This is a genomic window from Nocardia sp. SYP-A9097 (assembly GCF_009649815.1).
In the GTDB taxonomy this organism is placed as follows: Bacteria; Actinomycetota; Actinomycetes; order Mycobacteriales; family Mycobacteriaceae; genus Nocardia.
Genome location: NZ_WJIC01000023.1, coordinates 78,250 through 104,205 on the forward strand (window position 1 = coordinate 78,250; position 25,956 = coordinate 104,205).

The following is a 25,956-nucleotide window of genomic DNA, read 5'->3' on the forward strand; positions in this document are numbered from 1 at the left end:
GGCCAACCCAGCGCGGCATTACCAACAAGATGCCTTTCTGAAACACCTGCGGCTAATGTATTGGCATGACCCGCAGCAAACCGGCCGCGGCGCCAGACCGGACCCCCGCGCGGCGTCGGATCCGCGGCCTCGACGCGAACGAGCGCAGCGCCCAGCGTCGCCGGCAACTGCTCACCGCCGCCACCGAACTCTTTGCCCGGCAAAGCTATTCGGGCACCTCGATCGAGCAGATCTGCCAGCAGGCCTATGTCGGCACCAAAGGCTTCTACGATCACTTCGACAGTAAGGAGGCCTGCTACACCGCGCTGCTGGAACAGATCACCGCACAGATCCAGCAGCGGGTGTCGGAGACGGCCGCCGATACCGCCGGACGGGACTGGCCCGAGCGCATGCGCGCCATTCTGGGCGCGTTCGTACACGCCATCGCCGACGACTCGCGCCTGGCGAAGGTCACCTTCGGTGAGGCGGGCGGTATCTCACCCGCCATCGAAGCCCAGCGCCGGAGTAATCGCCGCTGGGCCGCGGAGTTCCTCAATCGGCAATGGCCGCTGGAGGATTCGCTCACCGACCGGCAGGGATTAACCCTGTGCCTGGCCATTATCGGCGGGCTCTTCGAACTGATCGCCGACTGGCTGCACCATCACGACGACGGTGGTGATCCCGATTCGGTGGAGACCCTCACCGAGGATCTCAGCCGCTTCGTCACGGCCGTCGATGCCGGGCGGCGGTCCATGGCTAGGGAGTGAGCGCCGGAGCCCGCTCGGCGGGTTCGCCGCCGGGCTGCTCCTCCAGGCCGATCCGCTTATGCAGTGCGGCAAGGGGTTTGGGTGCCCACCAGTTCGAGGTGCTCATCAGGCGCATGAGCGCGGGCGCGAGCAGACCGCGAATAATGGTGGCGTCCGCGATGACCGCCAGCGCCAGGCCGATGCCGAACAGTTTCATGGCGGTCACCTGCGAGGTGGCCACCGCGAGCAGCACCACCGCCATCAAACCCGCTGCGGCGGTGAAGATTCGGCCGGTGCGAGCCACACCCAGCGCCACCGATCGGGTATTGGCCGCGCGGCTGCGATCCGAGGTCAGCCACTCCTCGCGAATACGGGAGAGCAGGAAGACCTCGTAATCCATCGACATGCCGAAGGCCAGGCAGAACATCAGGATCGGCATGAATATGTCGACGCTGCCGGTCGGCGTGAAACCCAGCACGCCCGCCAGATGCCCGTTCTGGAACACCCAGATCATCGCGCCGAAGGTCGCGGTCAGTGACAGCGCGTTCAAGATGAGCGCCTTCACCGGTAGCACCACACTGCCGGTGAACAGGAACAGCAGCACCAGCGTGATGACCGCGATCAGCCCGGCCGCCAATGGAAGTCGAGTGATGACCGAGTCCATGGTGTCCTCATTGAGGGCCGCCGCCCCGCCGAAGAGCACCGTGCCGGGCGCGGGCACCGCGCGCAATTGGGCCAGCTGTTCCTTGCCCGCATCGGTGAAGGGAGCCTCCCGAGTGCCGACCGAGAGGTAGGCTCCGTCCGGTCCGGTCATCTGCGCGATACCGGGAGCCATCTTCGCGCCCTTCACGAAGACACCGTCGCCGGACATGACCGCCGGAATGCCCGGCACCTGTGACAGCGCCGCCGCGTACCCGCCGATCTCATTGGGCGCGCCATGGAATCCGGGCAGCACCACCACGGCACTCGAGGCCATATTGGCGGTGAAGTCCTGCCGCAGTGCGTCGCCGACCTGACGGCTGGAGGCGAAGGTGCCGATCATCCGATCGTCCGGTGTACCGAAATGCGCTGAGAGGAACGGAGATCCGAGCAACAGCAAAATGGCGGTGGTGACCAGCGCGAACGGCAGCGGCCAGCGCATGACCGTGGTCACCCAGCGGTACCAGCCGCTCTGCTCCGGCGGCACCTGCCTCGCCTCACCACGACCCAGCATGCGGCGCAAGGGTTTACGCAGATCCCACGCGTTCACCCGATCACCGAGCAGGATCAGCGCGGCGGGCAACAGCAGCAGTGACGCGCCGACCGCGGCTGCCACCACCGCGACACCCGCGTACGCGAAGGATTTGAAGAACGGCTGCGGGAATACCGCCAGCGCCGCCAGCGCGAGCGCCACGGTGAGACCGGAGAATACGACTGTGCGCCCGGCGGTTTGGACCGCCCGGGCAATCGCGGCGCGGGTATCCAGGCCATTGCCGAGCTCTTCGCGATACCGGCTGACAATGAACAGGCTGTAGTCGATGGCCAGCGCCAGGCCGAGCGCGCTGGTCATATTCAGCGCGAAGATCGACACCTCCATGAATACCGTCATCAACCGCAGAATGCCCAGCGTCGCCGCAATCGCGAAGAGCCCCACCACCAATGGCAGTCCGGCCGCGATCACACTGCCGAAGACCAGGATCAGCAGCAGTCCGGAGACCGGCACCGCGATGGACTCGGCCAGAATCAGATCCTGCTCGACCTGATGGTTGATATCGGCGAAGGTGCCCGCCATCCCGCCGACCCGCACCTGCACGCCGTCGCGATCGCCATCGAGTTTCGCGCTGAGCTTGACCGCCCGGTTCTGCACCTCCGTATCGGTGCCGGTGACCGTGGCCATGATGAGCCCGCGCTTACCGTCCTGACTGCGCAGCGCGGTCGCGAGATCGGCCCGCGTCGCGGCGCTGGTCCAATACGACTGCACCCCCGTCAGATCCGGATCGTGGTTCAGCAGATCGGTGATCTGCTCCGCCTCGGCCCGCGCCTGCGGACTGTTCACGCCGCCGTCGGAGCTGACCATGACGATGAAATTCGGGTTGCCACCCGGAAAGTGCTTGTCGATGAAGTCATTGGCCCGCACCGACTCCAGTTCGGGCGTCAGGTAGCCGCCGCCGACCATATGCGATTTGGCGGTGGCTCCGAAGCCACCGCAAACGATCATCAGCAATAGTGCGGCTACCAGGACGGCGCGTGGGCGCGACATGGCGAACCGAGCAAGACTGGTCAACATTGACGCGCATCCTCCGAGGTCTCAGACCTCGGAACGGTATCGTTCCCGAACTCGCCGCCGCGATGGACAGTGACCATGGTCATGGTCATGCCGTGCGGCTATCAACCGGCGATGCGACCCCTGACCTCGCCCAGGGTCAGCCGTCCACCACCGGTGGCGGGTGCGGTGGCGGTGATGACCACTTCATCGCCGTTCTCCAGGAAGGTGCGCTGCACCCCGTCCAGCGCGATGGGTTCGGTTCCGCCCCAGCTCAATTCCATGAACGAGCCGCGCTCGTGCGGTTCGGGACCGGAGATGGTGCCGGAGGCGAAGAGATCACCGGTGCGGGTGGACGCGCCATTGGCGGTCATGTGGGCCAGCATCTGCGCGGGCGACCAGTACATCCGGCGGAAGGGCGGGGTGGAGACGCGCTGACCGTTCCAGTACACCTCGAGATCGATATCCAAACCCCAGGGCGCGGGCTCGCGCAGATAGGGGAGCGGTTCGGGATCCTGTGCGGGCAGCGGAATCCGGGCCTCCGACAAGGCTTCCAGCGGTGTCACCCACGCCGACAGGGTGGTTGCGAAGGACTTGCCGAGGAACGGTCCGAGCGGTTGCGCCTCCCAGGCTTGCAGATCGCGCGCGGACCAATCATTGACCAGCGCCACCCCGAACACATGCTCGGCGAAGTCCTCGGTGCGGATGGGTGTGCCCAGCGCGGAGCCCGCACCGACCAGGAAGCCCAGCTCGGCCTCGATATCCAAGCGTCGGGTGAGGCCGAAATCCGGTGTGCCGGAGTCGGTTCGGCGCTGCCCCTCGGGGCGGGTGATCGCGGTGCCGGAGACCACCACCGTTCCCGCGCGACCGTGATAGCCGACCGGTAGATGCCGCCAATTCGGCAGCAGCGCTTCACCATCCGGCCGGAAGATGCGGCCCATGGCGGTGGCATGGTCGAGACTGGCGTAGAAGTCCACATAGTCACCGACCCGGACCGGCAGGTCCAGCTGTACCGATGCCACCAAATACACTGCGGCAGAGGGCAATTCGTCTTCCGCCGCGGCCTGTACCAGGGCCCGCACCTCACGCCAGCACTGCGGCCCCTGCGTCATGAAGGCGTTCAGGCTGGGTTGCGCGAACATCGGATCATCCAGGGCGACCGCCAGATCGATGAGGTTATCGCCCAGGCGCGCGCCCACCCGCGGCTCCTCGCCGAGCGGGCGGAACACGCAATACGGTAGATGTGCCGGGCCGAATCCGGAGCCCTCGGGGACTTCGATCCGTACTCGACTGCTCATACCCACCTCTGCTCCTGTCGTTGACGGCGACTCAAATCCATTCCGACGGACCACGTCCCGACCAGGTCCAGGCGTATCCGGGGTCCTCACAGGCCAATGCGGCCTCACCGAGTTGCAGCGGGTGGAAGGTATCGACCATGACGGCCAATTCGTCGAAGAACTCCAGGCCGATACTGCGCTCGTACGCCCCCGGCTGCGGACCGTGCGCGTATCCGCCGGGATGCACCGACACCGAACCCGGCCCGATCCCGGATCCCTTGCGCGCCTCGTAGTTTCCGCCGCAGTAGAACATGATCTCGTCGGAGTCCACATTGGAGTGGTAGTAGGGCACCGGAATCGACAGCGGGTGATAGTCCACCTTGCGCGGTACGAAATTGCAGACCACGAAGTTATTGCCCTCGAAAGCCTGATGCGCCGGCGGCGGCTGATGAATCCGGCCGGTGATCGGTTCGAAGTCGGCGATATCGAAGGCGAACGGGTACAGGCAGCCGTCCCATCCGACCACATCGAAGGGGTGCGTGGCGTAAACCATACTGGTGCCGACGATTTCACCGGCCGGTCGATGTTTGACCTGCACCTCCACATCGGTGCCGGTGGCCTCGAACGGTTCGGCCGGACCGTGCAGATCGCGTTCACAGTAGGGCGAGTGCTCCAGCAACTGCCCGTACCTGGACAGGTACCGTTTAGGCGGGGCGATATGCCCGGTGCCCTCGATTATGTAGGCGCGCAACGGTTCCGGACCGTCCGGCAGCCAGCGATGGGTGGTGGCGCGCGGTAGCAGCACCTGATGCCCCTGATGCACGGGCAGTGTCCCGAACACCGTCTCGACGACCCCGCCGCCGGATTCGATATAGACCAGTTCATCGCCGATGGCATTGCGGTACAGCGGTGATTCGCGCAGCGCCGCCACATACGAGATGCGCACATCGGCATTGCCGAGCACCAGTCGCCGGCCGTTCACCATATCGGTGTCGCCGGGCTTCCCGTCCGGGAAGAGCTCATGCAACTTCAAATGCCGGTGTCGCAGTGGATGATTCGGATAGGTGCGCTGCTCGGGCAGGATCCACACGCTGGAATCCACTATGGCGGGCGGTAATCCGCGGTGATAGAGCAGCGAGGAGTCACCGGAGAAGCCCTCTTCTCCCATCAGCTCTTCGTAGTAGAGCTTTCCCGCGGCGTTCCGGTGCTGGGTGTGCCGCTTGCGCGGTACATCGCCCACCTGTCGATAGAACGTCATCGCCCGCCTCCCGCTGACTGATGGTCCGTTTTCCATCGTAGCCACCGCGTTGCCGGTGCGGCCGTGGAATTGCTCAGGCGTTCCTGAGCGCCCGATACACCGCCGCGCCGACGAATTCGCCCAGCGTATCGGGCGTCCAGTCACCCGGTTCGGTCAGCAGCGTTCGCACCGCGCCCTCACCCGCGGAGACCCACAATTCCACCAGTGCGGCGAGTTTGCGCTCGGCGTCCGCGGTATCCCACGCCTTGAGGGTGGGCCGTAATCGCCGGGTACAGCGCTGCACCGCCAGCTCCCGGGCGCGCCCGAAGGAGCTCGCCACCGCCGGATCGGGATTGCCGTAGAGCAGTCGCCAGGCGTCCGGTCGCGCGGTGGCGGTGTGTAGCAGGGCGCGGAACCCCTCCACGAAGACGGCCTCATCGGCCTCGACCCGGCGGCGCGGCAGGGCGGCCATGACGCCCGCCAGCAGGAGGTCCTCCTCGCGGCGCAGCAGTGCCTCGATGAGCTCCACGCGATCGGCGAAGCAGGCGTAGACGACCGGGCGGGTGACCTTCATCCGGTCGGCGATCGCGGCGATGGTGACCGCCGCGATGCCGTCGTCGGCGGCGATCTGCAGGGCGGTGTCGAGCACCTGCGGGCGGCGGCGTTCGGGCCCGAGATGCCGCGCGCGCTGGCGGGGTCGTACAGCCGATTCGGTGCCCATGAGCACCGACCATAGCAGCGTGCGCGGGGATAGGAACGGCTGGTCGCGGGCGGTGGCCGGTATGTGAACTTCGTGCTCCGGGGCGATTGCGAGATCATTTCCTACGCAGGTGAATAATAATGCTACATTCACGAAGGAAACGCGCTCCGGCACCGAGGAAGACGAGATGACGCAGACCCTGTTCAACCCGAAGACCCACGAGTTCGCGGAGTTCGACGCGGAGACCCGGCGACTACTGCGCGCCACCGTCGACTGGTTCGAGAACCACGGCAAGACCCGCCTGCTCGCGGACAGCCGCGATCGGATCTGGTACTCGGATTTTCTCGACTTCATCAAGAGTGAACGGGTTTTCGCGACCTTCCTGACCCCGGCCGCGCGGGGCGGTGGCGATCCGAACAAGCGCTGGGATACCGCGCGCATCGCCATGATGAGCAAGATTCTCGGCTTCTACGGAATGCAGTACTGGTACGTCTGGCAGGTCACTATCCTCGGCCTAGGGCCGATCTGGCAGAGTGCGAACCCCGAGGCCAAGGCCCGCGCGGCCGCCGCACTGGACTCCGGTGAGATCTTCGCCTTCGGTCTCTCCGAACAGGCGCACGGCGCGGACGTCTACTCCACCGACATGATCCTGGAGCCGAAGGCGCGCGGCGGCTTCACCGCCACCGGCGGCAAGTACTACATCGGCAATGGCAATGCGGCAGCGATGGTTTCGGTCTTCGGCCGGCGCAGCGACAAGCCCATCATCGACTCCGCCGACTTCCAGCGGAAGATGACCGACGAGGAGTACTCGGGCTACCTGTTCTTCGCCGCCGACTCCCGGCACAAGAACTACAAGCTGCGCAAGAATGTCGTCGACTCCCAGATGTACGTCGCCGCATTCGATCTCGACAAATACCCGGTCGCCGAGGCGGATATCCTGCACACCGGCCGCGCCGCCTTCGACGCCGCCATGAACACCGTCAATGTCGGCAAGTTCAATCTCGGCTTCGGCGCGGTCGGCGCGTGCGAACACGCCATGTACGAAGCCGTCACGCACGCCGAGAACCGAATCCTGTTCGGGCACAAGGTAACCGAATTCCCGCAGGTGAAATCACTACTGGCGGACAGCTTCGCGCGCCTGATCGGCATGAAGCTCTACAGCGAACGCGCCATCGACTACATGCGCTCCGCGAATGAAAACGACCGCCGCTACCTGCTGGTCAGCGCCATCGAGAAGATGTCGGTCACCCGCACCGGGCAGAAGATCTACGAGGATCTCGCCGATGTCATCGCCGCGCGCGGCTTCGAGAACGATATGTACTTCCCGATGGCCATGGTCGGCATGTTCGGGCTGCCCCGCCTCGAGGGCACCGTGCACGTGAATATGGCGCTGTCACTGAAGTTCATGCCCAACTACATGTTCCATCCGTCCGACGCCGCGCTCGCCGCCCTGCGCTATCTGCCCGGCGCGGCCCCGGGTGGCGCGGTGCGCGCCGTCTCCGAGGCGCTGAGCTGGTCCAGTCGGCGCCTCACCCCGCGCGCGGGCGGCCTCGTCCCCAAGCTGCGCAGCGAATTGTCCAGTGCCACTTACGCTCCCGTGCCCACCCGGCGCGATGCCGCCGATGACGAATTCCTCTGGCGACAGGGCCCCAGCAGCGGCCTGGGCCGCATCCGCTTCGCCGACTGGCGGCCGGTCTTCGAAAAGTTCTCGCACATCCCGAATGTCGTGCTCTTCCTGGAACAGGCGCTCGGCCTGCAAACCCTGCTGGCCGCCGCCACCCCGACCCGCTCCCAGCAGGAGGATGTCGACTTCCTCTTCGGCCTCGGCGAACTCTTCACCATGGTTCCCTACGCCCAACTGATCCTGGAGCAGGCCGATATCGCCGGAGCCGACACCGACGTCCTCGACCAACTCTTCGACATCTTCGTCCGCGACTTCTCCAAGCACGCCGTCGCCTTGAGCGCCAAGCCCTCCGCGACCAAAGCCCAGCAGGCCCGAGCCCTGGACCTGCTCCGTCGCCCGATAGCCGACCCGACCCGCTTCGACTCGGTCTTGCAGCAGGTCAGATCCCTCGCCGGGCAGTACGAGATGACCCCCTGAGGCAACTACTCCGGCCGACCCAGCGCGTAACCTCTTCAACAAGATCAACGGGAACTGGCCGTGGCATCGGCCGAAAGCACTCCCCGGTCGGTTCCCGCTGATCAAGCGTCAAATATCCGCGGAACCAAGGACGTGACCGGCGGCACCCATGCCTACGGTGGCGTAGCCGGACGGCCGTACGGCAAACTTCGCTTTGATCCAGAAGACCTAGGCGAGGAGGCCATTCCCGTGTCCCATTACAAGGCGAACCTGCGAGACATCGAGTTCAACTTGTTCGAAGTATTGGGAATCGGGGCGCTGCTCGATCAGGGCGCCTACGGCGATCTCGACAGTGAGACCGTCCGTGACATGCTCACCGAGGTGGTTCGCCTCGCCGAGGGGCCCATTGCCGAATCGTTCGTCGAAGGTGACCGCACCCCGGTCGAATTCGACGCCGCGAATCACACCATCATCGTGCCGGACCTGCTGCGCAAGAGCGTTGCCGCGGTCAATGACGCCGGATACTCCGGCCTCGGCATGTCCGAGGAGATGGGCGGCGTCGCCGCACCGAACGCCCTTATCTGGGGCATTCAGGAAATGATCGTGGCCGCGAACAACTCGGCCAGCTTCTTCAATATGGGCCCGCTCATGCACAAGGTGATCTTCGACGAGGGCACCGAGCAGCAGCAGCGCTGGGCCGCCCATGCCTGGGAGAACCGCTGGGGCGGCACCATGGTGCTCACCGAGCCCGACGCCGGATCCGATGTCGGCATGGGCCGCACCAAGGCCGTCGAACAGTCCGACGGCACCTGGCATATCGAAGGCGTGAAGCGCTTCATCTCCGGCGGCGACGTCGGTGACACCGCCGACAACATCTTCCACCTGGTGCTGGCCCGTCCCGAGGGCGCCGGCCCGGGCACCAAGGGACTGTCGCTGTTCATCGTGCCGCGCTTCCACTTCGATCCCGAGACCATGGTCATCGGCGAGAAGAACGGCGCCCTGGTCACCGGTGTCGAGCACAAGATGGGCATCAAGTCCTCGCCCACCTGTGAGATCACCTTCGGTGGCGATATCCCGGCCGTGGGCTACCTGGTCGGCGATAAGCACAATGGCATCGCGCAGATGTTCAAGGTCATCGAGAACGCGCGAATGATGGTGGGCACCAAGGCCACCGGCGCGCTGTCCACCGGATACCTGAACGCCCTCGAATACGCCAAGCAGCGGGTACAGGGTGCGGATCTGACCCAGATGACGGACAAGGCCGCGCCGCGCGTCACCATCACCCACCACCCGGATGTGCGCCGCTCGCTGGCCACCCAGAAGGCGTACGCCGAAGGCCTGCGCGCGCTCTACATGTACTGCTCCTCGTACCAGAATGCCGAAGTGGCGCAGGCCAATTACGGTATCGACGCCGAGCTGGCGGAGCGGGTCAACGACCTGCTGCTGCCGGTGGTGAAGGGCTGCGGCTCCGATCGCGCCTACGAGACGCTCACCGAATCGCTGCAGACCCTCGGTGGCTCGGGCTACCTGCAGGACTACCCGATCGAGCAGTACATTCGCGACTGCAAGATCGACTCGCTGTACGAGGGCACCACCGCCATTCAGGCGCAGGACTTCTTCTTCCGCAAGATCATTCGCGACAAGGGTGTGGCGCTGGCGCATGTCGCCGGGCTCATTCAGAAGTACATCGACGGCGGCCCGGACCAGTTCAAGATCGAGCGCGGACTGCTCGGCACCGCGCTCGCCGATGTGCAGGGCATGGCGGCGGCGCTCACCGGCTACCTGATGTCGGCGCAGCAGAACCCCGAGGAGCTGTACAAGGTCGGCCTCGGTTCGGTCCGATTCCTCTACTCCGTAGGCGATCTCGTCATCGCCTGGCGACTGCTGGAGCACGCCACCATCGCGCAGACGGCGCTGGATGCCGGTGCGGCGGAGAAGGATAGGAACTTCTACACGGGCAAGATCGCCGTGGCGTCGTTCTTCGCGAAGAACAAGCTGCCGCTCATCACGGGCGTCCGCGCGGTCGTGGAGAACATCGACAACGACATCATGAACCTGGACGAAGCAGCCTTCTGACCTCGCTCAGATCTCCCGCCCCCCGCACCGAGGTGCGGGGGGCGGACTGGTTTCAAGGGGCGGTCAGCGTGTCTGCTCGGCGTGTTCGGTGACGCGCCGACATGACACGCATTTTTGGTTGATGACCAGGTGTGGTGTGTCGGTCTTACCGGGTACAACTACGACATGGTCTTCCCGGTGTCCTTCGGCTGGATTCAGGTCCTGATTGCCGTGCTCGCGATCGGTGCGATCGCTCTACTCGTGACCGCGCTGTTCAAGGCTCGCAAGGTCGGATTCAAAGTCCTGGCCGGGCGGGGCGCCGGCGCGATCTCACTGATTTTCGTTGCGGTGGTGATCCTTTGGATCACCACGCTGCTACAGACGTTCCTCGGACTCACCGGTGAGATCAAGGCGGCGCACATCGTGACCACGCCCGTCGCCGGGCAGGAGCATCTGATGGATGTCGACCTGACCCTGTACGGGGACAAGGATCACGACGAGCAGCACCTGAAATATCAAGTCGAGGGCGATATGTGGGTGCTGCAGGCCGATATCGTCGAGCTGGAACCGTGGGTGAACGCGCTCGGCTTCAACTCCGGCTACAAGGTGACCCGGATCTACGGGCAACGCCTGGACGGTATCGCCACCAAACAGAACCAGATCTTCCTCAATGGCGGCGACGGCGACTTCTTCAAGGATATGAAGAACGAGACCTGGTACACCAAACCGTTCGTGCGCTCGGCCTACGGCAATGCCGTCATAGCCACCGGCGGCAGCTATGACGTCTTCATCTCCCGGGACGCCATCAAGACCCGCCCCGCATAGCCGGAACTAGTCCGCGAGGACCGCTAGGACGGGCGCATGATCGCTGGCGCCCTTACCCTTTCGCTCCTCGCGGTCCACATTCGCCTCGGTGACGCGCGCCGACAGCTCGGGCGAACCCAGGATGTAGTCGATGCGCATGCCCTCCTTACGGGGGAAGCGCAGCTGGGTGTAATCCCAGTAGGTGTAGACGCCCGGCCCGGGGTGGAACGGCCGCATCACATCGGTGAAGCCGTCCGCGGTCATGGCCTCGAACGCATCGCGCTCGGGTGCGGAGGTGTGCGTCTTGCCCTCGAAGAACTCCGGCGACCACACATCCAGGTCGGTGGGTGCGATATTCCAATCGCCGACCAGCGCGATCTGCGCATTCGGATTCTCGCTGAGCCATTTGCTGCCCGCATTGCGCAGCGCCGCGAGCCATTCCAGCTTGTACGTGTAATGCGGATCGTCCAGCGCGCGACCGTTGGGCACGTACAGGCTCCACACCCGCACCCCGCCGCAGGTCGCGGCGATGGCCCGCGCCTCCACCACCGGCGTGCTCAACAGGGATTCGCCCGCGTCCTTGTCGAAGCCGGGCTGATCCGGGAAGCCGATCTCCACATCATCGAGTCCGATGCGGGAGGCGATGGCCACCCCGTTCCACTGGCTGAACCCGAAATGTGCGACCTCGTACCCGGCGGCCTCGAAGGCCTCGAACGGGAACTGCTCGTCCTTGCACTTGGTTTCCTGCATGGCCAGCACATCGATATCCGACCGGTCCAGCCAGGCCAGCACCCGATCCTGCCGGGAGCGAATCGAATTCACATTCCAGGTCGCGAGACGCACAGCAAAGCCTTTCGGAAATATGGACTTTCGGAAAATCCGGGGCGCGGATCAGGGCGCGGTGTACCGGTACCGGTGATGATCGACGAAGCCGAGCTCTCGATACAGCGCCAGCGCCGGTTCATTTCCGGCCTCCACCTGAACATAGGCGTGTGTCGCGCCGCGCGCCTGGCCCCAGCGGATCAATTCGGCACAGACCAGCGCGCCGAGTCCGTGCCTGCGATGCTCGGCCGCCACCGTGATACAGGTCAGCCCCACCCAGCGCCGGCCATCCGGTGCGGTGGTGACCGCCGCCCGGCCGATGGCCAGTGGCGCGGGCAAACCCAGTGTGGCGAAACCCAATTCGCCGTCCCGTACGGCGGTCAGCACCTGCACGGTCGGGGTCGAGCCGATCTCGGTATCGCCGCCACGATGCCGGTGCATGGACAGCCACGCCCCGTCCGGTTCGGCGGTAATGCGCACCATGGACGGTCCGGGCGGTAACACCATGGTCGCGGTATCGACCGCGAGCACCTGGGTTTCGCTCCAGGTGCGCCATCCGGCGGGCGCCAGGGCGAGTCGATCCGGCAGCAGCAATCGCAGCGGAAGTCCACGCGCGGTGTACCACTCGCCGATCTTGTGCACGGTCTCGGTGGAGGTCAGTGCCGGTCCGTCCGAACCGCCCAGCGGCACAGCGGAATTGGCGCGTCCGGTATATCCGTCCCCGGCGCGCAGCAGCCAGCCGTCGATCCAGGCGCGCTGGGTTCCGGGCCAGCCGTCGGCCGCGGCGGCCTCCAGGGCGCGGATCTCACTGGTCCGAATGGGCCTGGCGCCCAATTCCTTCCACGCCACCACCCGATCCCGGGCCACCGACACCACCTGACCGTCGGCGGTGCGCACGGTCAGCGGATCGGTCGCGGTGAGTTCACCGATCACATCGGTGAACTGCTGCGGATAGCCCTCGGGCAGGCGATAGCGCACGACCACCCTCCGGCCGAGGGGCGGTAGTGCGGAATCGGTCGAGTGGGGGTCAGTCGTCATGCCCGAACGGATCCGGCACCGTACCCGGAATCCAGCTCAAACCCGGTGTGCCCCAACCGTTTCGCTTGATGGCCTTCTTCGCGCCGCGCGCATTGCGGCCGACCAGCACGTCCACGTACAGGAAGCCGTCCAGGTGACCGGTCTCGTGCTGGAGCATGCGGGCGAAGAAGCCCTCACCCTCGAGTTCGACCGGTTCGCCGTGCTCATCGGTGCCGGTGACCCTCGCCCACTCGGCCCGGCCGGTGGGGAACTGCTCGCCCGGAACCGAGAGACAGCCCTCTTCGTCATCGTCCGGATCAGGCATGGTCTCGGGGATTTCGGAGGTTTCCAGCACCGGGTTGATCACCGCACCGCGCCGCCGCACCATGCTGCCGTCGGGCGCCTCGTCGGGGCAGTCGTAGACGAACAGTCGCAGCGATACGCCGACCTGATTGGCGGCCAAACCGACACCGTGCGCGGCGTCCAGCGTTTCGTACATGTCCGCGATCAACTCGGCCAGTTCCTCGGGTGTCTGCGTGACCTTCTCGGTCGGGTTGTGCAGAACCGGGTCGCCGACGATGACGATCGGGAGAATAGCCATGCCACAAAGCCTACTGGGCACCTTCGAAGGACCGACCGCGAGCCCAAACCCCCAGGTTCGCGGCCCGCCCCGGATCTGGACTGAGTGGAGCGGGGGAGCGAAGCGGAGGAGCGGAAGGAGGGAAGATCCGGGTTACAGGGCCGCGAACAGCCGGAGCGAAGCGGAGGCGAATAAACACAGCACAGCCGGAGCGAAGCGGAGGCATTTAACAGAGACACGCCGGGGGTTTGTGCACCGAAACACGCCGAACGGTACGCGCCGCGATGTCTGCGCCGCGTGGTTGAATGGGCGACGGACACAGCACCATATTCGTCTGGTGACCACTCGGCGAGGGAGCACTATGGACAGCGCAGCGGCCCGGAATATTTCCGCAAGCGAGGACGGCCCTTCCGTGAGCGCGGACATCGCGGCCGACACCACCGCGCCCGGTACCGATGGCGCACACGGCCTCTCGCGACGCGAACTCGACATCCTCGACTTCGAGCGCAAATGGTGGAAGTACGCCGGCGCCAAGGAAGAAGCCATCCGGGAGCTGTTCGACCTCTCGGCCACCCGCTACTACCAGGTCCTCAATGCCGTGGTGGACAAGCCCGAAGCCCTGGCCGCGGACCCCATGCTGGTGAAGCGCCTGCGCCGGCTGCGTGCCAGTCGCCAGAAGACCAGGGCCGCACGCCGTCTCGGATTCCAGGTGTGAACCGCCCGGACCCGCAGCAGCGATTAGGCTCCACGCCGTGAGCACTCCGAATTCGCCGTCCGGCGGCCCGCCCCTGCGGGCGCTGGCCATGGTGTTGATCGCACTGGCCATAGTGTTCGCCGGAATCGGCGCGATGTCGCTGTCGAGTTCGGACTCCTCGGACGCCGACGCCTCGACCGCGCAGGCCACAAGTGTGGCGAGTGCCACTGTGGCCCCGGCACTTTCATCAACGCTGCCGCCGGTGGTCGGCACCCCGCCGAGCAGCAGCGCCGCCGCGCCGACCACCACCACACCGCCGGTCACCACCACCAAGCCCGCGGCCGGGGTCGACAAGTCGGTTCCCGTAAGGGTTTTCAACAACAGCATGGTCTCGGGCCTGGCCGCCAAGACCGCGAACGATCTCACCGCCGACGGCTGGAATATTGCCGAGACCGGCAACTACGGTGCCGGCGTAATCCCGAAAACCACCGTGTACTACGGCAGTTCGGCCGCGGAGAAGGCGGCCGCACTGGCCATCGCCGCCGAGCTCGGCGTCACCGCGGAGCCCCGATTCGCCGGAATCAGCGACAGTCCGCCCGGCGTCATCGTCATCGTCACCGGCAACTGATCCGCTTGTGGCCGGCAACCGATCGGCTCTCGAACACCCGGCCAGCCCCTGCGGGGGAATGGGTCACGGCTCTGGCATCATCTTGTCCGAGTAGTAATCATGTCCACCCACCTTTTCGTAAACTCGGACTCGTAAAGGAGTTCCCCGATGGCCCCGTCCACAACTCGTCGCCCGTCCTGGTGGACTGTGACCCCGGTGCTCGCGGTCGCGGTCCTCGGTATCGCAGGCTGCTCGAGCGGCCAGGAATCGAGCGACGTCAAGGGGACGACCCCGCCGGTCTTCACCAGCTCTCCCGCACCGGCAGGTACCGAGCACGGTGGGCTCACCAACCCGCCGACCGATTCCGTCAGCGCCACGCTGAAGGATTCGAACGGCCAGACCGTCGGCACCGCCACCTTCGGCAAGATCGACAAGCACCTCGAGGTCACGGTCGAGGTACACGGCCTCAAGCCCGGCTTCCACGGCCTGCACGTACACCAGATCGGCAAGTGCGAGCCGAACTCCGTCGCTCCCACCGGTGGCGCGGCCGGCGATTTCCTCTCCGCCGGTGGCCACTTCCAGTCCGGTGACCAGAACGTGCACCCCGCCAGCGGCGACCTCACCTCCCTCGAGGTCAAGCAGGACGGCACCGCCAAGCTGGTCACGACCACCGACTCCGTCACCCTGGACGAACTCAAGGGCAAGGCCCTGATGATCCACGCGGGTGCGGACAACTTCGGCAATATTCCGAGTCGCTACACCCAGGCCGGTGGCGCCGCCGGGCCGGACGCCGAGACCTTGGCGACCGGTGACGCGGGCGCACGCGTGGCCTGCGGCGTAGTCGCATAACCCATAGGTGAACCATGGCCGGGGCAGGCGTTTCGAAGGTCCACTTCAACAGTTCGCCTCGGCCCACGCTCGGCGTGGAGTGGGAGGTCGCGCTCGTCGACAAGACGACGCGTGACCTTTCCAATACCGCCGCAGCGGTTTTCGAAGCCTGCGGTGATCTGCGCGCCTGGGACGGCACCCCGCAGATCACCAAGGAGCTGCTGCGCAATACCGTCGAGCTGGTCTCCGGTAAGCACGACAATGTCGGCGAGGTCGTGGACGAGCTGCACGCCACCATGGACGCCGTGCGCCGCGCCGCCGACCCGCTCGGTGTCGACCTGTTCTGCGCCGGCACCCATCCCTTCGCGCAGTGGTCCACCCAACAGCTCACGCGCAGTGCGCATTACGACGAACTGATCGAGCGCACCCAGTGGTGGGGCCGCCAGATGCTGATCTGGGGCGTGCACGTACACGTCGGAATCTCCCACCCGGAGAAGGTGTTCCCGATCCTGAACACCCTGCTGCTGTCCTATCCGCACCTGCTCGCACTCTCCAGCTCCTCACCCATGTGGGCGGGCGTGGACACCGGATACGCCAGCAATCGCGCCCTCATGTTCCAGCAGCTGCCCACCGCCGGACTGCCCTTCCAATTCGAAAACTGGACGCAGTTCGAGGCTTTCGTGCACGACCAGATGAAAACCGGTGTGTTCGAACAGGTCGGCGGCATGCACTGGGATATCCGGCCCGCCCCCAAATGGGGCACCATCGAGGTGCGCGTCTGCGACGGCACCCCCAGCCGCGCCGAACTCTCCGCCATTGTGGCGCTCATCCACTGCCTCATCGTGGATCTGGACCGCCGCGTCGAATCCGGTGAGACACTGCCGACCATTCCGCCCTGGCATGTGCAGGAGAACAAGTGGCGTGCGGCCCGTTACGGCCTGGACGCCATCATCATCACCGATGCCGCCAGCAATGAGCGCCTGGTCACCGATGATCTGATGGATCTGCTGAATCGTCTCGAGCCGACCGCCAAGAGCCTGGGCTGTGAGAACGAACTCGCCCTGGTCGCCGATATCCCCAAGCGCGGGGCCTCGTATCAGCGGCAGCGCCGGGTGGCCGCGGCCAATCAGGGCGACCTGATCAGCGTCGTCGATTCGCTCGTCACCGAACTGGCCCAGTAGGGAACCGGCACAGTAGAACTCGGCCCACAGCCGCGTTTCCACGAGGTGTGATTTCGGTTACGCCGAGTTGAACGGCGTACCCGCTGGCCAGGGGTGACCCGGCCGCCATCGGGAGCCGTCCGCCCCGACCGGCGTCCGGTGTTCAGCAGGCGCGGGGGCTTGCGTTCACACGACGTTTACTATGGCTTGGTGTTGCTCGACGGTCCGCGTTCCGAAGTGGTGGGTGGAGCACGCCGGACCTCCTGGCTGCCGTCGCGGCGCCTGCAGCTCGCGGCGTTGCTCACCGCCGTCCCGATGCTGCTCATCGGATTGCAGATCTACGCCTCGCACAACCACTTCCTCGGACCCCTGGAAAGCCTCTGGGCCGACTACACCGGCACCCCCAAATCGGTCACCGTGCCATGGGCCGGACTCGGACTCGCCCTGATCGGATTGAATTGGCGACGCCGATTCATCGCCGTCGGCGCGGCCGCCGCCATCGACGTGGTCTACCAGTTGGTGCGCACCCTCGGCGGCGGACCGCTCGCCCTGGGAAACGGTCCGGTCATCGTGCTCACCGCAATCGTGCTGATCGCGAATTTCGGCTGGGAGGGCAAGGACAAACGCAATGCCCTGCACGCCGCCGCGCTCGGCATCCTGCTGACACTCTCCAGCAAGGTCGCCGAGGTCTGGCTCGTCATCACCATGCAGGCCGGACCGCAGGTACTGGACGAACACGTCGTACTGGTCGACCGCGCGCTCGGCAATCCGTCCTGGGTGATGGGGCAGGTACTCGAAACCCTCGGGCCGGTAGTCGAATTCATCCTGCACTGGGTCTACATCGAGCTACCCGTCGGCGCCATGATCGTCACCATCTGGCAGCTGCGCAATGTGGTCGGGACCGGGCAGTGGCCCGGGCACTACCTGGTGCGCACCTTCCTGGTGATCGGTCTCGTCGGCCCGCTGTTCTACGTGATCTTCCCCGTGGTCGGGCCCATCTTCGCCTACGGTGCGGACGGGCACGCCTTCGCGCTCGGCAACTACTGGCCGAATGTGGTTCCGCCCATCGATCTTTCGCCCGGCGCGATTCCGTTCGGCAGTATCGCCCCGCGCAATTGCATGCCCTCACTGCACACCGCGTGGGCGCTGTCGATCTTCATCCACTCGCGCCGCGATAGCGACGGCTCACCTGCACCGGCCTGGCTGCGCTGGGGCGGCGCGTTCTGGCTCATCGCCACACTGTCGGCCACGCTCGGCTTCGGCTACCACTACGGCGCGGACCTGGTGGTCGGCGCGGTGCTGTGCCTGACCATCGAATCCGCCCTGCGTGACCCCGAACGCGGTTGGGATCGTGCCCGTTTCCAGCTGGTCGCGGGCGGCGCGGCGCTGGTGGCGGTGCTGCTGCTGGGCTACCGATACCTGTCGCTGGAGATCGCACAGAATCCGGTGCCCGCCGGGGTCATGATTCTCGGACTGCTCGCGGGCTACGGCATCGCCTTCTACCGCACCTGGTTCGCGACCGCACCCGTCCCCGTCGCGGTCGGAACCGCCGCGCACGCCTGATCGGCTACTCGGCCGGATCGGTCACCGCATCGCCATCCGTCTCGCCGGGTGCCGCGGGCACGGAACGATTGCGGCGCAACGCGTACACGCCCACGATGCAGCCGATGACAATCAGGCATGCCATCCACGCGGGCGCGGACGTATCCTCCGACACCACCGTGCACACCACGGCCTTGCTGGAATCCTGCATGGCATAGTGCCCGCGCGCCACGAAATCGCGCAGGCCCAGCACCGCCGACGGAATGAAGATCACCATGGTGGCCAGCACCCGGTTCGGCACGAAACGCGGGTTCGACGAAGCCAATCCGTAGCCGACCAGCCAGGCCAGCACCGCCGTACCGCCGACCGTCAAGACCGCGCGATCGGAGTTCGAGGTGAGCGCGGTGAACAGACCGAGCAGCAGCACCAGCACCAAACAGGCCAGGGGCGCGCCCCGGCGGGTGCCGTACCACATGCCGAAAACCGCGATCGCCACCGCGAGCGGAATCGTCCAGGCCGGTAGCTCCGCCGCCAGCGCGGATGACCCCACAGCACTCAAACCCACTGTCACCAGCACCAATTCACCATCGCGGCCGGGCAGCAGCATGGCCGCGATGAGCGCGGTCGCCACCGTGGTCACCACCGCCACCCCGATACCCGCGAAGGTGTCACCGTGCCGCGCCAGCCACTCGGCACTGGCGACGGTGACCAGCACCAGCACCACACCCGCCAGGATCGGCGCCAGCGGCAGTTCGATCGAAGGGCGTTCGGCCGGTGTGCGATTGCGGTTGATCAGCGTGCCGATGGCCACCAGCACCAGCGCGGTTTCCAGCATCCACAGCGGCGGCATATCCATGGCTTCCCAGGCGCTGCTGCTCGGTCCGTTCTTCAGCGCGCCGCCCAGATGTGGGATGGGGCTGACCGCACCGAGCAGCACACTGGTGACGATGCCGAGCGTCCACCCGTACGCGGGCAGCCGGTGATGCAGCACCGCCGCACCCAGCGCGCCCAAAACCAGTCCGCCCGCGAGTGAATCGATGAAATTCAGGGTGGAGAGCGCGGAGGAGGGTTCGGTCTGATGGCCGAAGATATGGTTCACCGTCAATGCGATCAGACCGCCGAGCGCGGTGGACCAGGCAATGACAATGCTGCCGAGCGTGGTGATCAGCACCGCGGAGATCATGGCCACCAGCACGCCCGCGCCAATGGCGCGCGGCAGCGTATATGCCATCAGATCCAATTGCAGTGCGGAGGTATTGGAGGTCCAGCCGAAATCGATCGGCATGGCTAGCGAAAGTCCAGCAACCGTCGTTGCGACCAGTGTGGTGATCGTCTCGGTCGCTACTTGATACGGCCTCACCTGGGTGAAAATACCGTGCTAACCCTTACCGATCGGTTCGACTCGCCTAATTGAATTCTCCACCGGGCTGATTCAGCTACCAAACCGATGAGTCGTAATTTGCCGGAAGCCGGCGAATACCGGCTATCCCGAGGCCGCCCGCTGCGCCGCGTACAACCGCAATTCCTCCACCTGCACCGGATCCAGCGACGGGCGCACCGCCGCGCGCGCGGCCGCCACATCCGCCGCGGTCACATCCGCGGCATCCACATTGCGGCGCATGGCCGCCAGTGCCGATTCCCGCAGCAGCGCCGCACAATCCGCCGCCGAATAACCCGCCAAATCCTTTGCCAGTTCGCGCAGATTCACCTCTTTCGCCAGCGGCACCGATTTCCCCGCGGTGCGCAGGATTTCCGCGCGCGCGGCCGCATCCGGCGGCGGCACGAAAACCAGGCGCTCCATTCGACCCGGCCGGGTCAACGCCGGATCGATCAATTCCGGGCGATTGGTCGCACCGACCACCACCACATCACGCAGCGGCTCCACGCCGTCGAGTTCGGTCAGCAGCGCCGCCACCACCCGATCGGTCACCCCGGAATCACTACTCTGGCCGCGACGCGGGGCCAATGCGTCCACCTCGTCCAGGAAAATCAGCGACGGCGCGGAATCACGTGCGCGCTGGAACAATTCACGCACCGCGCGCTCGGACGAACCCACCCACTTATCCATCAGCTCCGCGCCTTTGACGGTGTGCACGCTCAATTGCCCGGTACTCGCGAGCGCGCGCACCAGGAACGTCTTGCCGCAACCCGGCGGACCGTAGAGCAGCACCCCGCGCGGCGGTTCGATACCCAGCCGGGCGAACGAATCCGGATGCCGCAGCGGCCACAGTACCGCCTCGGTGAGCGCCTGCTTGGTCTCCACCATGTCACCGACATCGTCGAGACCGAGACTGCCGATGGCCAATTCCTCTGTGCCCGAACGGGACAGCGGGCGGATCACCTCCAGCGCGCCCACCAGATCCTGCTGCCGCAGCATGGGCTCCGAATGCTCCCGGCTCGACCGCGACGCCGCGCGCAAGGCCGCTTCACGCACCAGTGCCGCCAGATCGGATACCACGAAACCGGGTGTGCGCGAGGCGATCTCAGCCAGTTTCAGGCTCTCGGTGGGTGCTTTGCGGAGCAGCTGCTCCAGCAGCGCCGCGCGCACCGCCGCCGTCGGCAGCGGCAGCGTCACCTCGCGATCGCACAGCTCGGGGGCGCGCAACCGGGTATCCACCTCGGTGGGATGCGAGGTCGTCGCCAGCAGCGCCACCGCCGGACACGCCACCGCCGCCCGCAATTGATCGAGAATCAGTGTGGCCACCGGCTCCGCCTCGGTGGGTAGCAGGGCATCGATATCGGTAATGAGCAGGACTCCGCCCGCTCCCGAACAGATATCGGAGACCGCCATCCCGACCTCGCGCAGCCGCGTGCCGCTCTCGGTCGCGCCGACCGAAGGACCGTCGAGCTCCACCAGTCGCCGTGGCCCCGCCGCGGTACCCGCCTGGGTCGTGCGACCGGCCCCCGCCACCGCGCGCGCCAGGGTCGCCTTGCCGACTCCGGCCGGACCGGTGATGAGCACACCCAAATGTGACGACGCCCCAAGGGTTTTCAACAGTTCCGGCTCATCGAGGGCCAGATTCAGCCATTCGATCAGCTTGGCCGCCTGCGCCTGGACGCCCGCCAGATCCGCCATCGCCACCGCCGACACCGGTGCGGACGAGTCCGCGCGCTCCGGATCGGCGGGCCGATCCCGTCGATCCGGGGCCTGCGCCGCCACGTCACCCATGAGCGAGCGCGGCGAATCCGTCGCCGCGATCCCCGGACCCCACACCACCGCGCTATTGGGCTGCACACTCACCGGCCCGGGGGAGGGATCGGTCGCCGTCACGGTCAGCAACTCCGAGGTCCACGCGATCCCGAAGGCCCGCGAAAGCGCCTGTGCGGCAGCCGAAGTACTCGTCCCCGGCCCCAGATCACGAGGCAGCAGCGACACCGTATCCCCGACCGTCACCACCTTGCCCAACAGTGCCTGCCGCAATGTGGTCTCCGGAATCGACCCGGTCGCCAGCGTGGACCCGGTCACCGAAATCTGCCGCGCCCCGAAAACGGTCGCGGGTGCGACCGTCACCGTCGTGCCCTCCCGCACCCCCGCATTCGACAGCGTCACATCGTCGAGCAGCGCCACCCCGGTAGGCGTCCCCGCCGGCGCGACAGCGACCACCGCCGCAGTCCGCCGCGTCCCGATCAAAGAGATCCCATCCCACTCCCGCAACCCGAGCGCAGCCAGCGCTTCGGGATGCAACCGCACCAACCCCCTCCGGGCATCGGCAGCCGAAATATTCAGTCGTGCGGTCAACGCGAGATCAGGCACCCTTCCCATTGTGCTGGAATCGCCCCGCGCTGATACCCGTCCTCGGGTCCGAAAACCCGAACGCCCATGGTTCGTGACCTCGACGGCCGAACCATGGGCGTTGTGATGGGAAGGACTAGAGCCGACCGCCCGGGCGGCGGAGGCGCAGGCGTGCGGTGGAGATGCTGCGAATCGGCCTGCGGCGCTGGGCCCGTCGCTGGGCGCGGCGTTCGGCCGGCTTGTGATGCCAGGTCTCCGGGCGGGCCGCCACCCAGCGCGCCGAATGCACGGCGAACGGGATGTGGCCCAGGTACAGCACGACCAGCGCCATCATCAGAATCAGCGGGTAGGTGACCAGCAGGGCGGCGGCCAGGGCCACCAGCACCAGCAGCAGCGGTGCGTTGCGCGGGGCGACCGAGACCGACTTGATGGCCAGGGTCGGCAGCGTGCTCACACACAGCAGGCCGGTGAGCACCACCCACGCCGATACGGCCGGGAAGCTCACCCACCAGCCGTCGCCGAACTGCTCCGACAGCGCGATCGGCAACAGTGCGATGAGCGCTCCCGCCGGCGCCGGCACACCGGTGAAGTACTCGCGCTGCCAATCGGGCCGCGAATCATCGTCCATGAGCGTGTTGAAGCGGGCCAGCCGCAGCACCATGCAGACCGCGAACATGAGCGCGACGATCCAGCCCACACTGTCGGCGTGCAGGAAGGTCACGTACAGCACCAGCGCCGGTGCGACACCGAACGCGATCGCGTCCGAGAGCGAATCGAGTTCCGCGCCCATCTTGGTGGTGGCATCCAGCATGCGGGCGATCCGCCCGTCCAGCATGTCGAAGATCGCGGCGGCCCCGACCAGCGCCAGCGCTATCGCCAACTGGCCCTGCATGGCGAACTTCACCGCCGAGAGTCCCGAGCACAATCCGAGAATGGTGACCATGCTCGGCAGCAGCCGCACGGTGCGATTGCGGGCCGAGCGGTGCAGCGCCGGTGTGGGCGCGAGTTGCTCCATCATGAATCCAGTTCGGCCAGCACCGTTTCCGCGCCGATGGTCCGCTGCCCAGGCACGACCAGCAGTTTGGTACCGGCCGGGAAGTAGGTGTCCACGCGGGAGCCGAACCGGATGAGCCCGTAGGTCTCGCCGATGGAGAGCTTGTCGCCCACCTTCGGCTCGCACACGATGCGCCGCGCCAGCAGGCCGGCGATCTGCACGACAACCAGGCGCTGCCCGTTCTCGGTCAGCACCACCATGGAGTTGCGCTCATTGGCATCGCTCGCCTCGGGCAGATCCGCGGAGCGGAATTCGCCCTTCTTGTAGACGATTTCGTCGATGCTGCCGGAGATCGGCATGCGCTGCACGTGCACATCCAGCACGGACAGGAAGATGCTCACGCGCGGCAGCGGCCGATCGCCCATATTCAGCTCGGCGGGCGGTACGGCCGTATCGACCAGCGCCACTTCACCATCGGCGGGTGCGACGACCACACCGGGCCGGTTCGGCGGCACCCGATGCGGATGCCGGAAGAAGGTGGCGGTCGCCGCGGCCGCGAACAATCCCGTCCGCCGCACCCACTTGCGCCGGAAACCCAGCACAGCTACCGCGAGCGGGGCGGCCACGAAGGGCAGTCCGGCCGGGTGCAGCGGCGGGATGGCGGAGCGGACCAGATCGGCGACATGGCCGAGTCCGGTGGTTTCGGGAGTGCCGGGCGGGGTGGGACGGCGGGCCACAAGCTCCTCTTTCATGCGCGGATGGGGGCGGTCAGGGACCGCGATCACACGATACTGTGTTTAATTTGCCTCCGCTTCGCTCCGGCCGGTTCACGGCCCTGAGAGCCCCGAACCTTCCCTCCCTCTGCTCCTCCGCTGCGCTCCCCCGCTCCACTCCCCCGCTCCACTCGGTCCAGAACCGGGACGGGCCGCGAACCTCCGGGGGTGATGTAGCCCAACGCCAGGGCGAATTGTGAGTGAACGCACATCCATGAGAGGCTGGTCCGATTAATATGAGGGGGCCTCATGTCTGCGGCATTCGCGTCCCGCGAGGGTGGGGAACCCGATGAAGGTCATGTTCGACGCGCAGTACATAGGAGATGCACCATGGCTGCTCGAATCGCCTCGATCAGCGGGGTAGAGCACACCGCAATGCTCGGGCTCGGCGTGTACCGCCCCGCCCGGGTCGTCACGAACGAAGAGGTCGCCGGGCCGATCGACTCCACGGACGAGTGGATTCGTACCCGCTCCGGCATCCGCACCCGCCGTTTCGCCGGGCCGGACGAGACCATCATCAGCATGAGCGCCGCGGCCGCCCGCGACGCCATCGCGGCCGCCGAGATCGATGCGAACACCATCGATTGCGTCATTGTCGCGACCTCGACCTGGCTGCTGCTCACACCGGCCGCCGCGCCACAGATCGCCACCGAACTGGGCCTCAATGGTGTCGCCGCCTTCGACATCTCGGCCGGTTGCGCCGGCTTCTGTCATGCGCTGGCGGTGGCCTCGGACCTGGTCAAGGGCGGTACCGCCCGCAATGTCCTGGTCATCGGCGTGGAGCGGCTCACCGATACCGTCAATCCGACCGACCGCGGCACCGCCTTCCTCTTCGCGGATGGTGCGGGCGCGGTGGTGGTCGGGGCCTCGGACGAGCCCGCCATCGGCCCGACGGTATGGGGTTCGGACGGCACCCAGCATCACGCCATCCGCCAGGACAAGGACTGGATGGAGTTCTTCCGCGAGATCGACGCGAAGGGCCTCGACGCCGTCCGCCCGTACCTCGCCATGGAGGGCACGGCCGTATTCCGCTGGGCCGCACACTCTTTGGAGAGGGTCTGCCGCGACGCCATCGAACGCGCCGGTCTCACCCCGGATGAGCTGGACGCCATGGTCCCGCATCAGGCCAATGGCCGGATCATCGAGATCATGGCCCGGGTGCTGCACCTGCCCGAGCACTGCGCCCTGGCCAATGACATCGAGGAGACCGGCAATACCTCGGCCGCCTCGATCCCCTTGGCCATGGAAGCGCTACTGCGCCAGGGTGATGCCAAACCCGGCGGCACCGCCCTGCTCATCGCCTTCGGTGCGGGCCTGTCCTACGCGGCACAGGTTGTGACACTGCCGAATTGGAAGAGCTGACCCCGAAAACCCGTAGGGCTAGCCGAGTTCCCAGACGACGGTGACATCGAAGGTCACCGTCTGCTGGCCCGGTTCCAGCGCGAAGCCGCTGTCGCTGGGCGCGGCCTGGCGCAGCATCGGGGTGGGTCCGCCGCTGCTGCCCTCGTTGATTGTCTTGACGCTCTTCAACTTCAGCCCGGACAGATCCGCGTACTGCTGCGCCCGCGCCTTGGCATCGTCGAAGGCGCGTGCCCGCGCGTCCGAGAGCAGTTTGGCATTGTCCTCGAGCCCGAAGGACACCGAGGAGATACGGGTGTCATTGCCACCGGCCTTGACCGCCGAATCCAGAATGGCCGACGCCTTGGGCAGGTCGCGCACCGCGATATGCACGGAATTACTTGCCTTGTAACCGATTACGGTGCGCCCCTCCGGCCCATAGGTGGGCTGTACGGAGAGCTGGCTGGTCTTCACGTCCTCGCGTTTGACCCCGGCGGTGACCATGGCATCGGTCATGGCCTTGGCCTTGTCGTTCACCCCGTCGACCGCGGTGGAGACATCGGCCGCGGTGACCTCGGCGCCCAGATCGGCATTGAGTACATCGGGTACGCCCGAAACCTTGCCGGTGCCGACCACGGTCACCGAGCGGTCGCTGTCGCTGCCGCAGCCGGTGAGCAGCAGCAGCGCGAGTCCGGTGGCCGCGGCGCAGATCCCTATAGGTCGTCGCATAACGCGAACCTACGCATCA

The 25,956-nt window shown here is 66.3% G+C and carries 22 protein-coding genes; 10 read left to right on the top strand and 12 right to left on the bottom strand.

All coding sequences use genetic code 11. From position 1 onward, the window contains the following. Positions 1–65 precede the first annotated feature (65 nt). The gene (locus GFY24_RS31755; RefSeq protein WP_153808794.1) at positions 66–746 is read left to right on the top strand and encodes a TetR/AcrR family transcriptional regulator; all 681 of its coding nucleotides are present in this window, start codon (positions 66–68) and stop codon (positions 744–746) included. Here the strand turns inward: GFY24_RS31755 and GFY24_RS31760 are convergent. The 4 genes from GFY24_RS31760 to GFY24_RS31775 form a co-directional block, all read right to left on the bottom strand. Beyond that, on the bottom strand, positions 736–2,991 hold the full coding sequence (locus tag GFY24_RS31760) for an MMPL family transporter (protein WP_153808795.1): 2,256 nt from the start codon (positions 2,989–2,991) through the stop codon (positions 736–738). The genes GFY24_RS31755 and GFY24_RS31760 overlap by 11 nt on opposite strands. A 101-nt stretch (positions 2,992–3,092) precedes the next feature. Continuing rightward, a complete protein-coding gene (gene fahA, locus GFY24_RS31765) occupies positions 3,093–4,265 on the bottom strand; it encodes a fumarylacetoacetase (protein WP_153808796.1) in 1,173 nt (390 codons plus the stop codon). Between the two features lie 31 nt (positions 4,266–4,296). Continuing rightward, positions 4,297–5,502 carry a homogentisate 1,2-dioxygenase gene (locus GFY24_RS31770; protein WP_153808797.1) on the bottom strand — a complete coding sequence of 402 codons (1,206 nt, stop codon included), beginning with the start codon at positions 5,500–5,502 and terminating at the stop codon, positions 4,297–4,299. Positions 5,503–5,575: 73 nt separating this feature from the next. Then, the gene (locus GFY24_RS31775; protein WP_153808798.1) at positions 5,576–6,202 is read right to left on the bottom strand and encodes a TetR family transcriptional regulator; all 627 of its coding nucleotides are present in this window, start codon (positions 6,200–6,202) and stop codon (positions 5,576–5,578) included. Between the two features lie 166 nt (positions 6,203–6,368). On the opposite strand from GFY24_RS31775, the gene GFY24_RS31780 reads away from it, so the two are divergent. The 3 genes from GFY24_RS31780 (at position 6,369) to GFY24_RS31790 (ending at position 11,141) form a co-directional block, all read left to right on the top strand. Then, the gene (locus GFY24_RS31780) at positions 6,369–8,282 is read left to right on the top strand and encodes an acyl-CoA dehydrogenase family protein (protein WP_153808799.1); all 1,914 of its coding nucleotides are present in this window, start codon (positions 6,369–6,371) and stop codon (positions 8,280–8,282) included. 228 nt (positions 8,283–8,510) lie between these two features. Further along, positions 8,511–10,337, top strand: a complete 1,827-nt coding sequence (locus tag GFY24_RS31785) for an acyl-CoA dehydrogenase (RefSeq protein WP_309231583.1) — start codon at positions 8,511–8,513, stop codon at positions 10,335–10,337. Between the two features lie 165 nt (positions 10,338–10,502). Further along, positions 10,503–11,141 (top strand): hypothetical protein, encoded by a 639-nt coding sequence (locus GFY24_RS31790; protein ID WP_153808800.1) that lies wholly within the window; start codon positions 10,503–10,505, stop codon positions 11,139–11,141. 6 nt (positions 11,142–11,147) lie between these two features. On the opposite strand, the gene GFY24_RS31795 is transcribed toward GFY24_RS31790, so the two are convergent. Genes GFY24_RS31795 through GFY24_RS31805 form a run of 3 tightly spaced genes read right to left on the bottom strand, consistent with a single transcriptional unit; the run spans position 11,148 to position 13,560 of the window. Then, positions 11,148–11,963, bottom strand: a complete 816-nt coding sequence (locus tag GFY24_RS31795; RefSeq protein ID WP_309231584.1) for an exodeoxyribonuclease III — start codon at positions 11,961–11,963, stop codon at positions 11,148–11,150. A 48-nt stretch (positions 11,964–12,011) separates the two neighbouring features. Further along, positions 12,012–12,980 (bottom strand): GNAT family N-acetyltransferase, encoded by a 969-nt coding sequence (locus tag GFY24_RS31800; protein WP_153808801.1) that lies wholly within the window; start codon positions 12,978–12,980, stop codon positions 12,012–12,014. Next, entirely contained in the window at positions 12,970–13,560 is a 591-nt protein-coding gene (locus GFY24_RS31805; RefSeq protein ID WP_153808802.1) for a peptide deformylase, read from the bottom strand. Before GFY24_RS31805 ends, GFY24_RS31800 begins: the two co-directional genes overlap by 11 nt. 340 nt (positions 13,561–13,900) lie before the next feature. Here GFY24_RS31805 and GFY24_RS31810 point away from each other — a divergent pair, with 340 nt between their 5' ends. From GFY24_RS31810 to GFY24_RS31830, 5 genes are all read left to right on the top strand, one after another. Then, complete coding sequence (locus GFY24_RS31810; protein ID WP_153808803.1) at positions 13,901–14,254, top strand: DUF3263 domain-containing protein; 354 nt, start codon at positions 13,901–13,903, stop codon at positions 14,252–14,254. Between the two features lie 37 nt (positions 14,255–14,291). Beyond that, on the top strand, positions 14,292–14,861 hold the full coding sequence (locus GFY24_RS31815) for a LytR C-terminal domain-containing protein (protein WP_309231585.1): 570 nt from the start codon (positions 14,292–14,294) through the stop codon (positions 14,859–14,861). A 147-nt stretch (positions 14,862–15,008) separates the two neighbouring features. Continuing rightward, on the top strand, positions 15,009–15,689 hold the full coding sequence (locus GFY24_RS31820; protein ID WP_153808804.1) for a superoxide dismutase family protein: 681 nt from the start codon (positions 15,009–15,011) through the stop codon (positions 15,687–15,689). 14 nt (positions 15,690–15,703) lie between these two features. Continuing rightward, positions 15,704–16,849 (top strand): glutamate--cysteine ligase, encoded by a 1,146-nt coding sequence (locus tag GFY24_RS31825; protein ID WP_153808805.1) that lies wholly within the window; start codon positions 15,704–15,706, stop codon positions 16,847–16,849. 294 nt (positions 16,850–17,143) lie between these two features. Then, on the top strand, positions 17,144–18,391 hold the full coding sequence (locus GFY24_RS31830; RefSeq protein WP_153808843.1) for a phosphatase PAP2 family protein: 1,248 nt from the start codon (positions 17,144–17,146) through the stop codon (positions 18,389–18,391). Positions 18,392–18,395: 4 nt separating this feature from the next. Here GFY24_RS31830 and GFY24_RS31835 read toward each other — a convergent pair whose 3' ends face one another. From GFY24_RS31835 to GFY24_RS31850, 4 genes are all read right to left on the bottom strand, one after another. Beyond that, entirely contained in the window at positions 18,396–19,655 is a 1,260-nt protein-coding gene (locus GFY24_RS31835) for a hypothetical protein (protein ID WP_153808806.1), read from the bottom strand. 198 nt (positions 19,656–19,853) lie between these two features. Next, positions 19,854–22,124: an AAA family ATPase gene (locus GFY24_RS31840; protein ID WP_309231587.1), complete on the bottom strand. Its 2,271-nt coding sequence runs from the start codon at positions 22,122–22,124 to the stop codon at positions 19,854–19,856. Between the two features lie 115 nt (positions 22,125–22,239). After that, the gene (gene pssA, locus GFY24_RS31845; RefSeq protein ID WP_375336129.1) at positions 22,240–23,118 is read right to left on the bottom strand and encodes a CDP-diacylglycerol--serine O-phosphatidyltransferase; all 879 of its coding nucleotides are present in this window, start codon (positions 23,116–23,118) and stop codon (positions 22,240–22,242) included. Further along, positions 23,118–23,834 (bottom strand): phosphatidylserine decarboxylase, encoded by a 717-nt coding sequence (locus GFY24_RS31850; protein ID WP_309231594.1) that lies wholly within the window; start codon positions 23,832–23,834, stop codon positions 23,118–23,120. The genes pssA and GFY24_RS31850 overlap by 1 nt, the downstream gene beginning before the upstream one ends. A 366-nt stretch (positions 23,835–24,200) precedes the next feature. Between GFY24_RS31850 and GFY24_RS31855 the strand changes: the two genes are divergently transcribed. Beyond that, a complete protein-coding gene (locus GFY24_RS31855) occupies positions 24,201–25,232 on the top strand; it encodes a beta-ketoacyl-ACP synthase III (RefSeq protein WP_153808810.1) in 1,032 nt (343 codons plus the stop codon). An 18-nt stretch (positions 25,233–25,250) separates the two neighbouring features. Here GFY24_RS31855 and GFY24_RS31860 read toward each other — a convergent pair whose 3' ends face one another. Then, positions 25,251–25,937: an SIMPL domain-containing protein gene (locus tag GFY24_RS31860; protein ID WP_153808811.1), complete on the bottom strand. Its 687-nt coding sequence runs from the start codon at positions 25,935–25,937 to the stop codon at positions 25,251–25,253. Positions 25,938–25,956 lie beyond the last annotated feature (19 nt).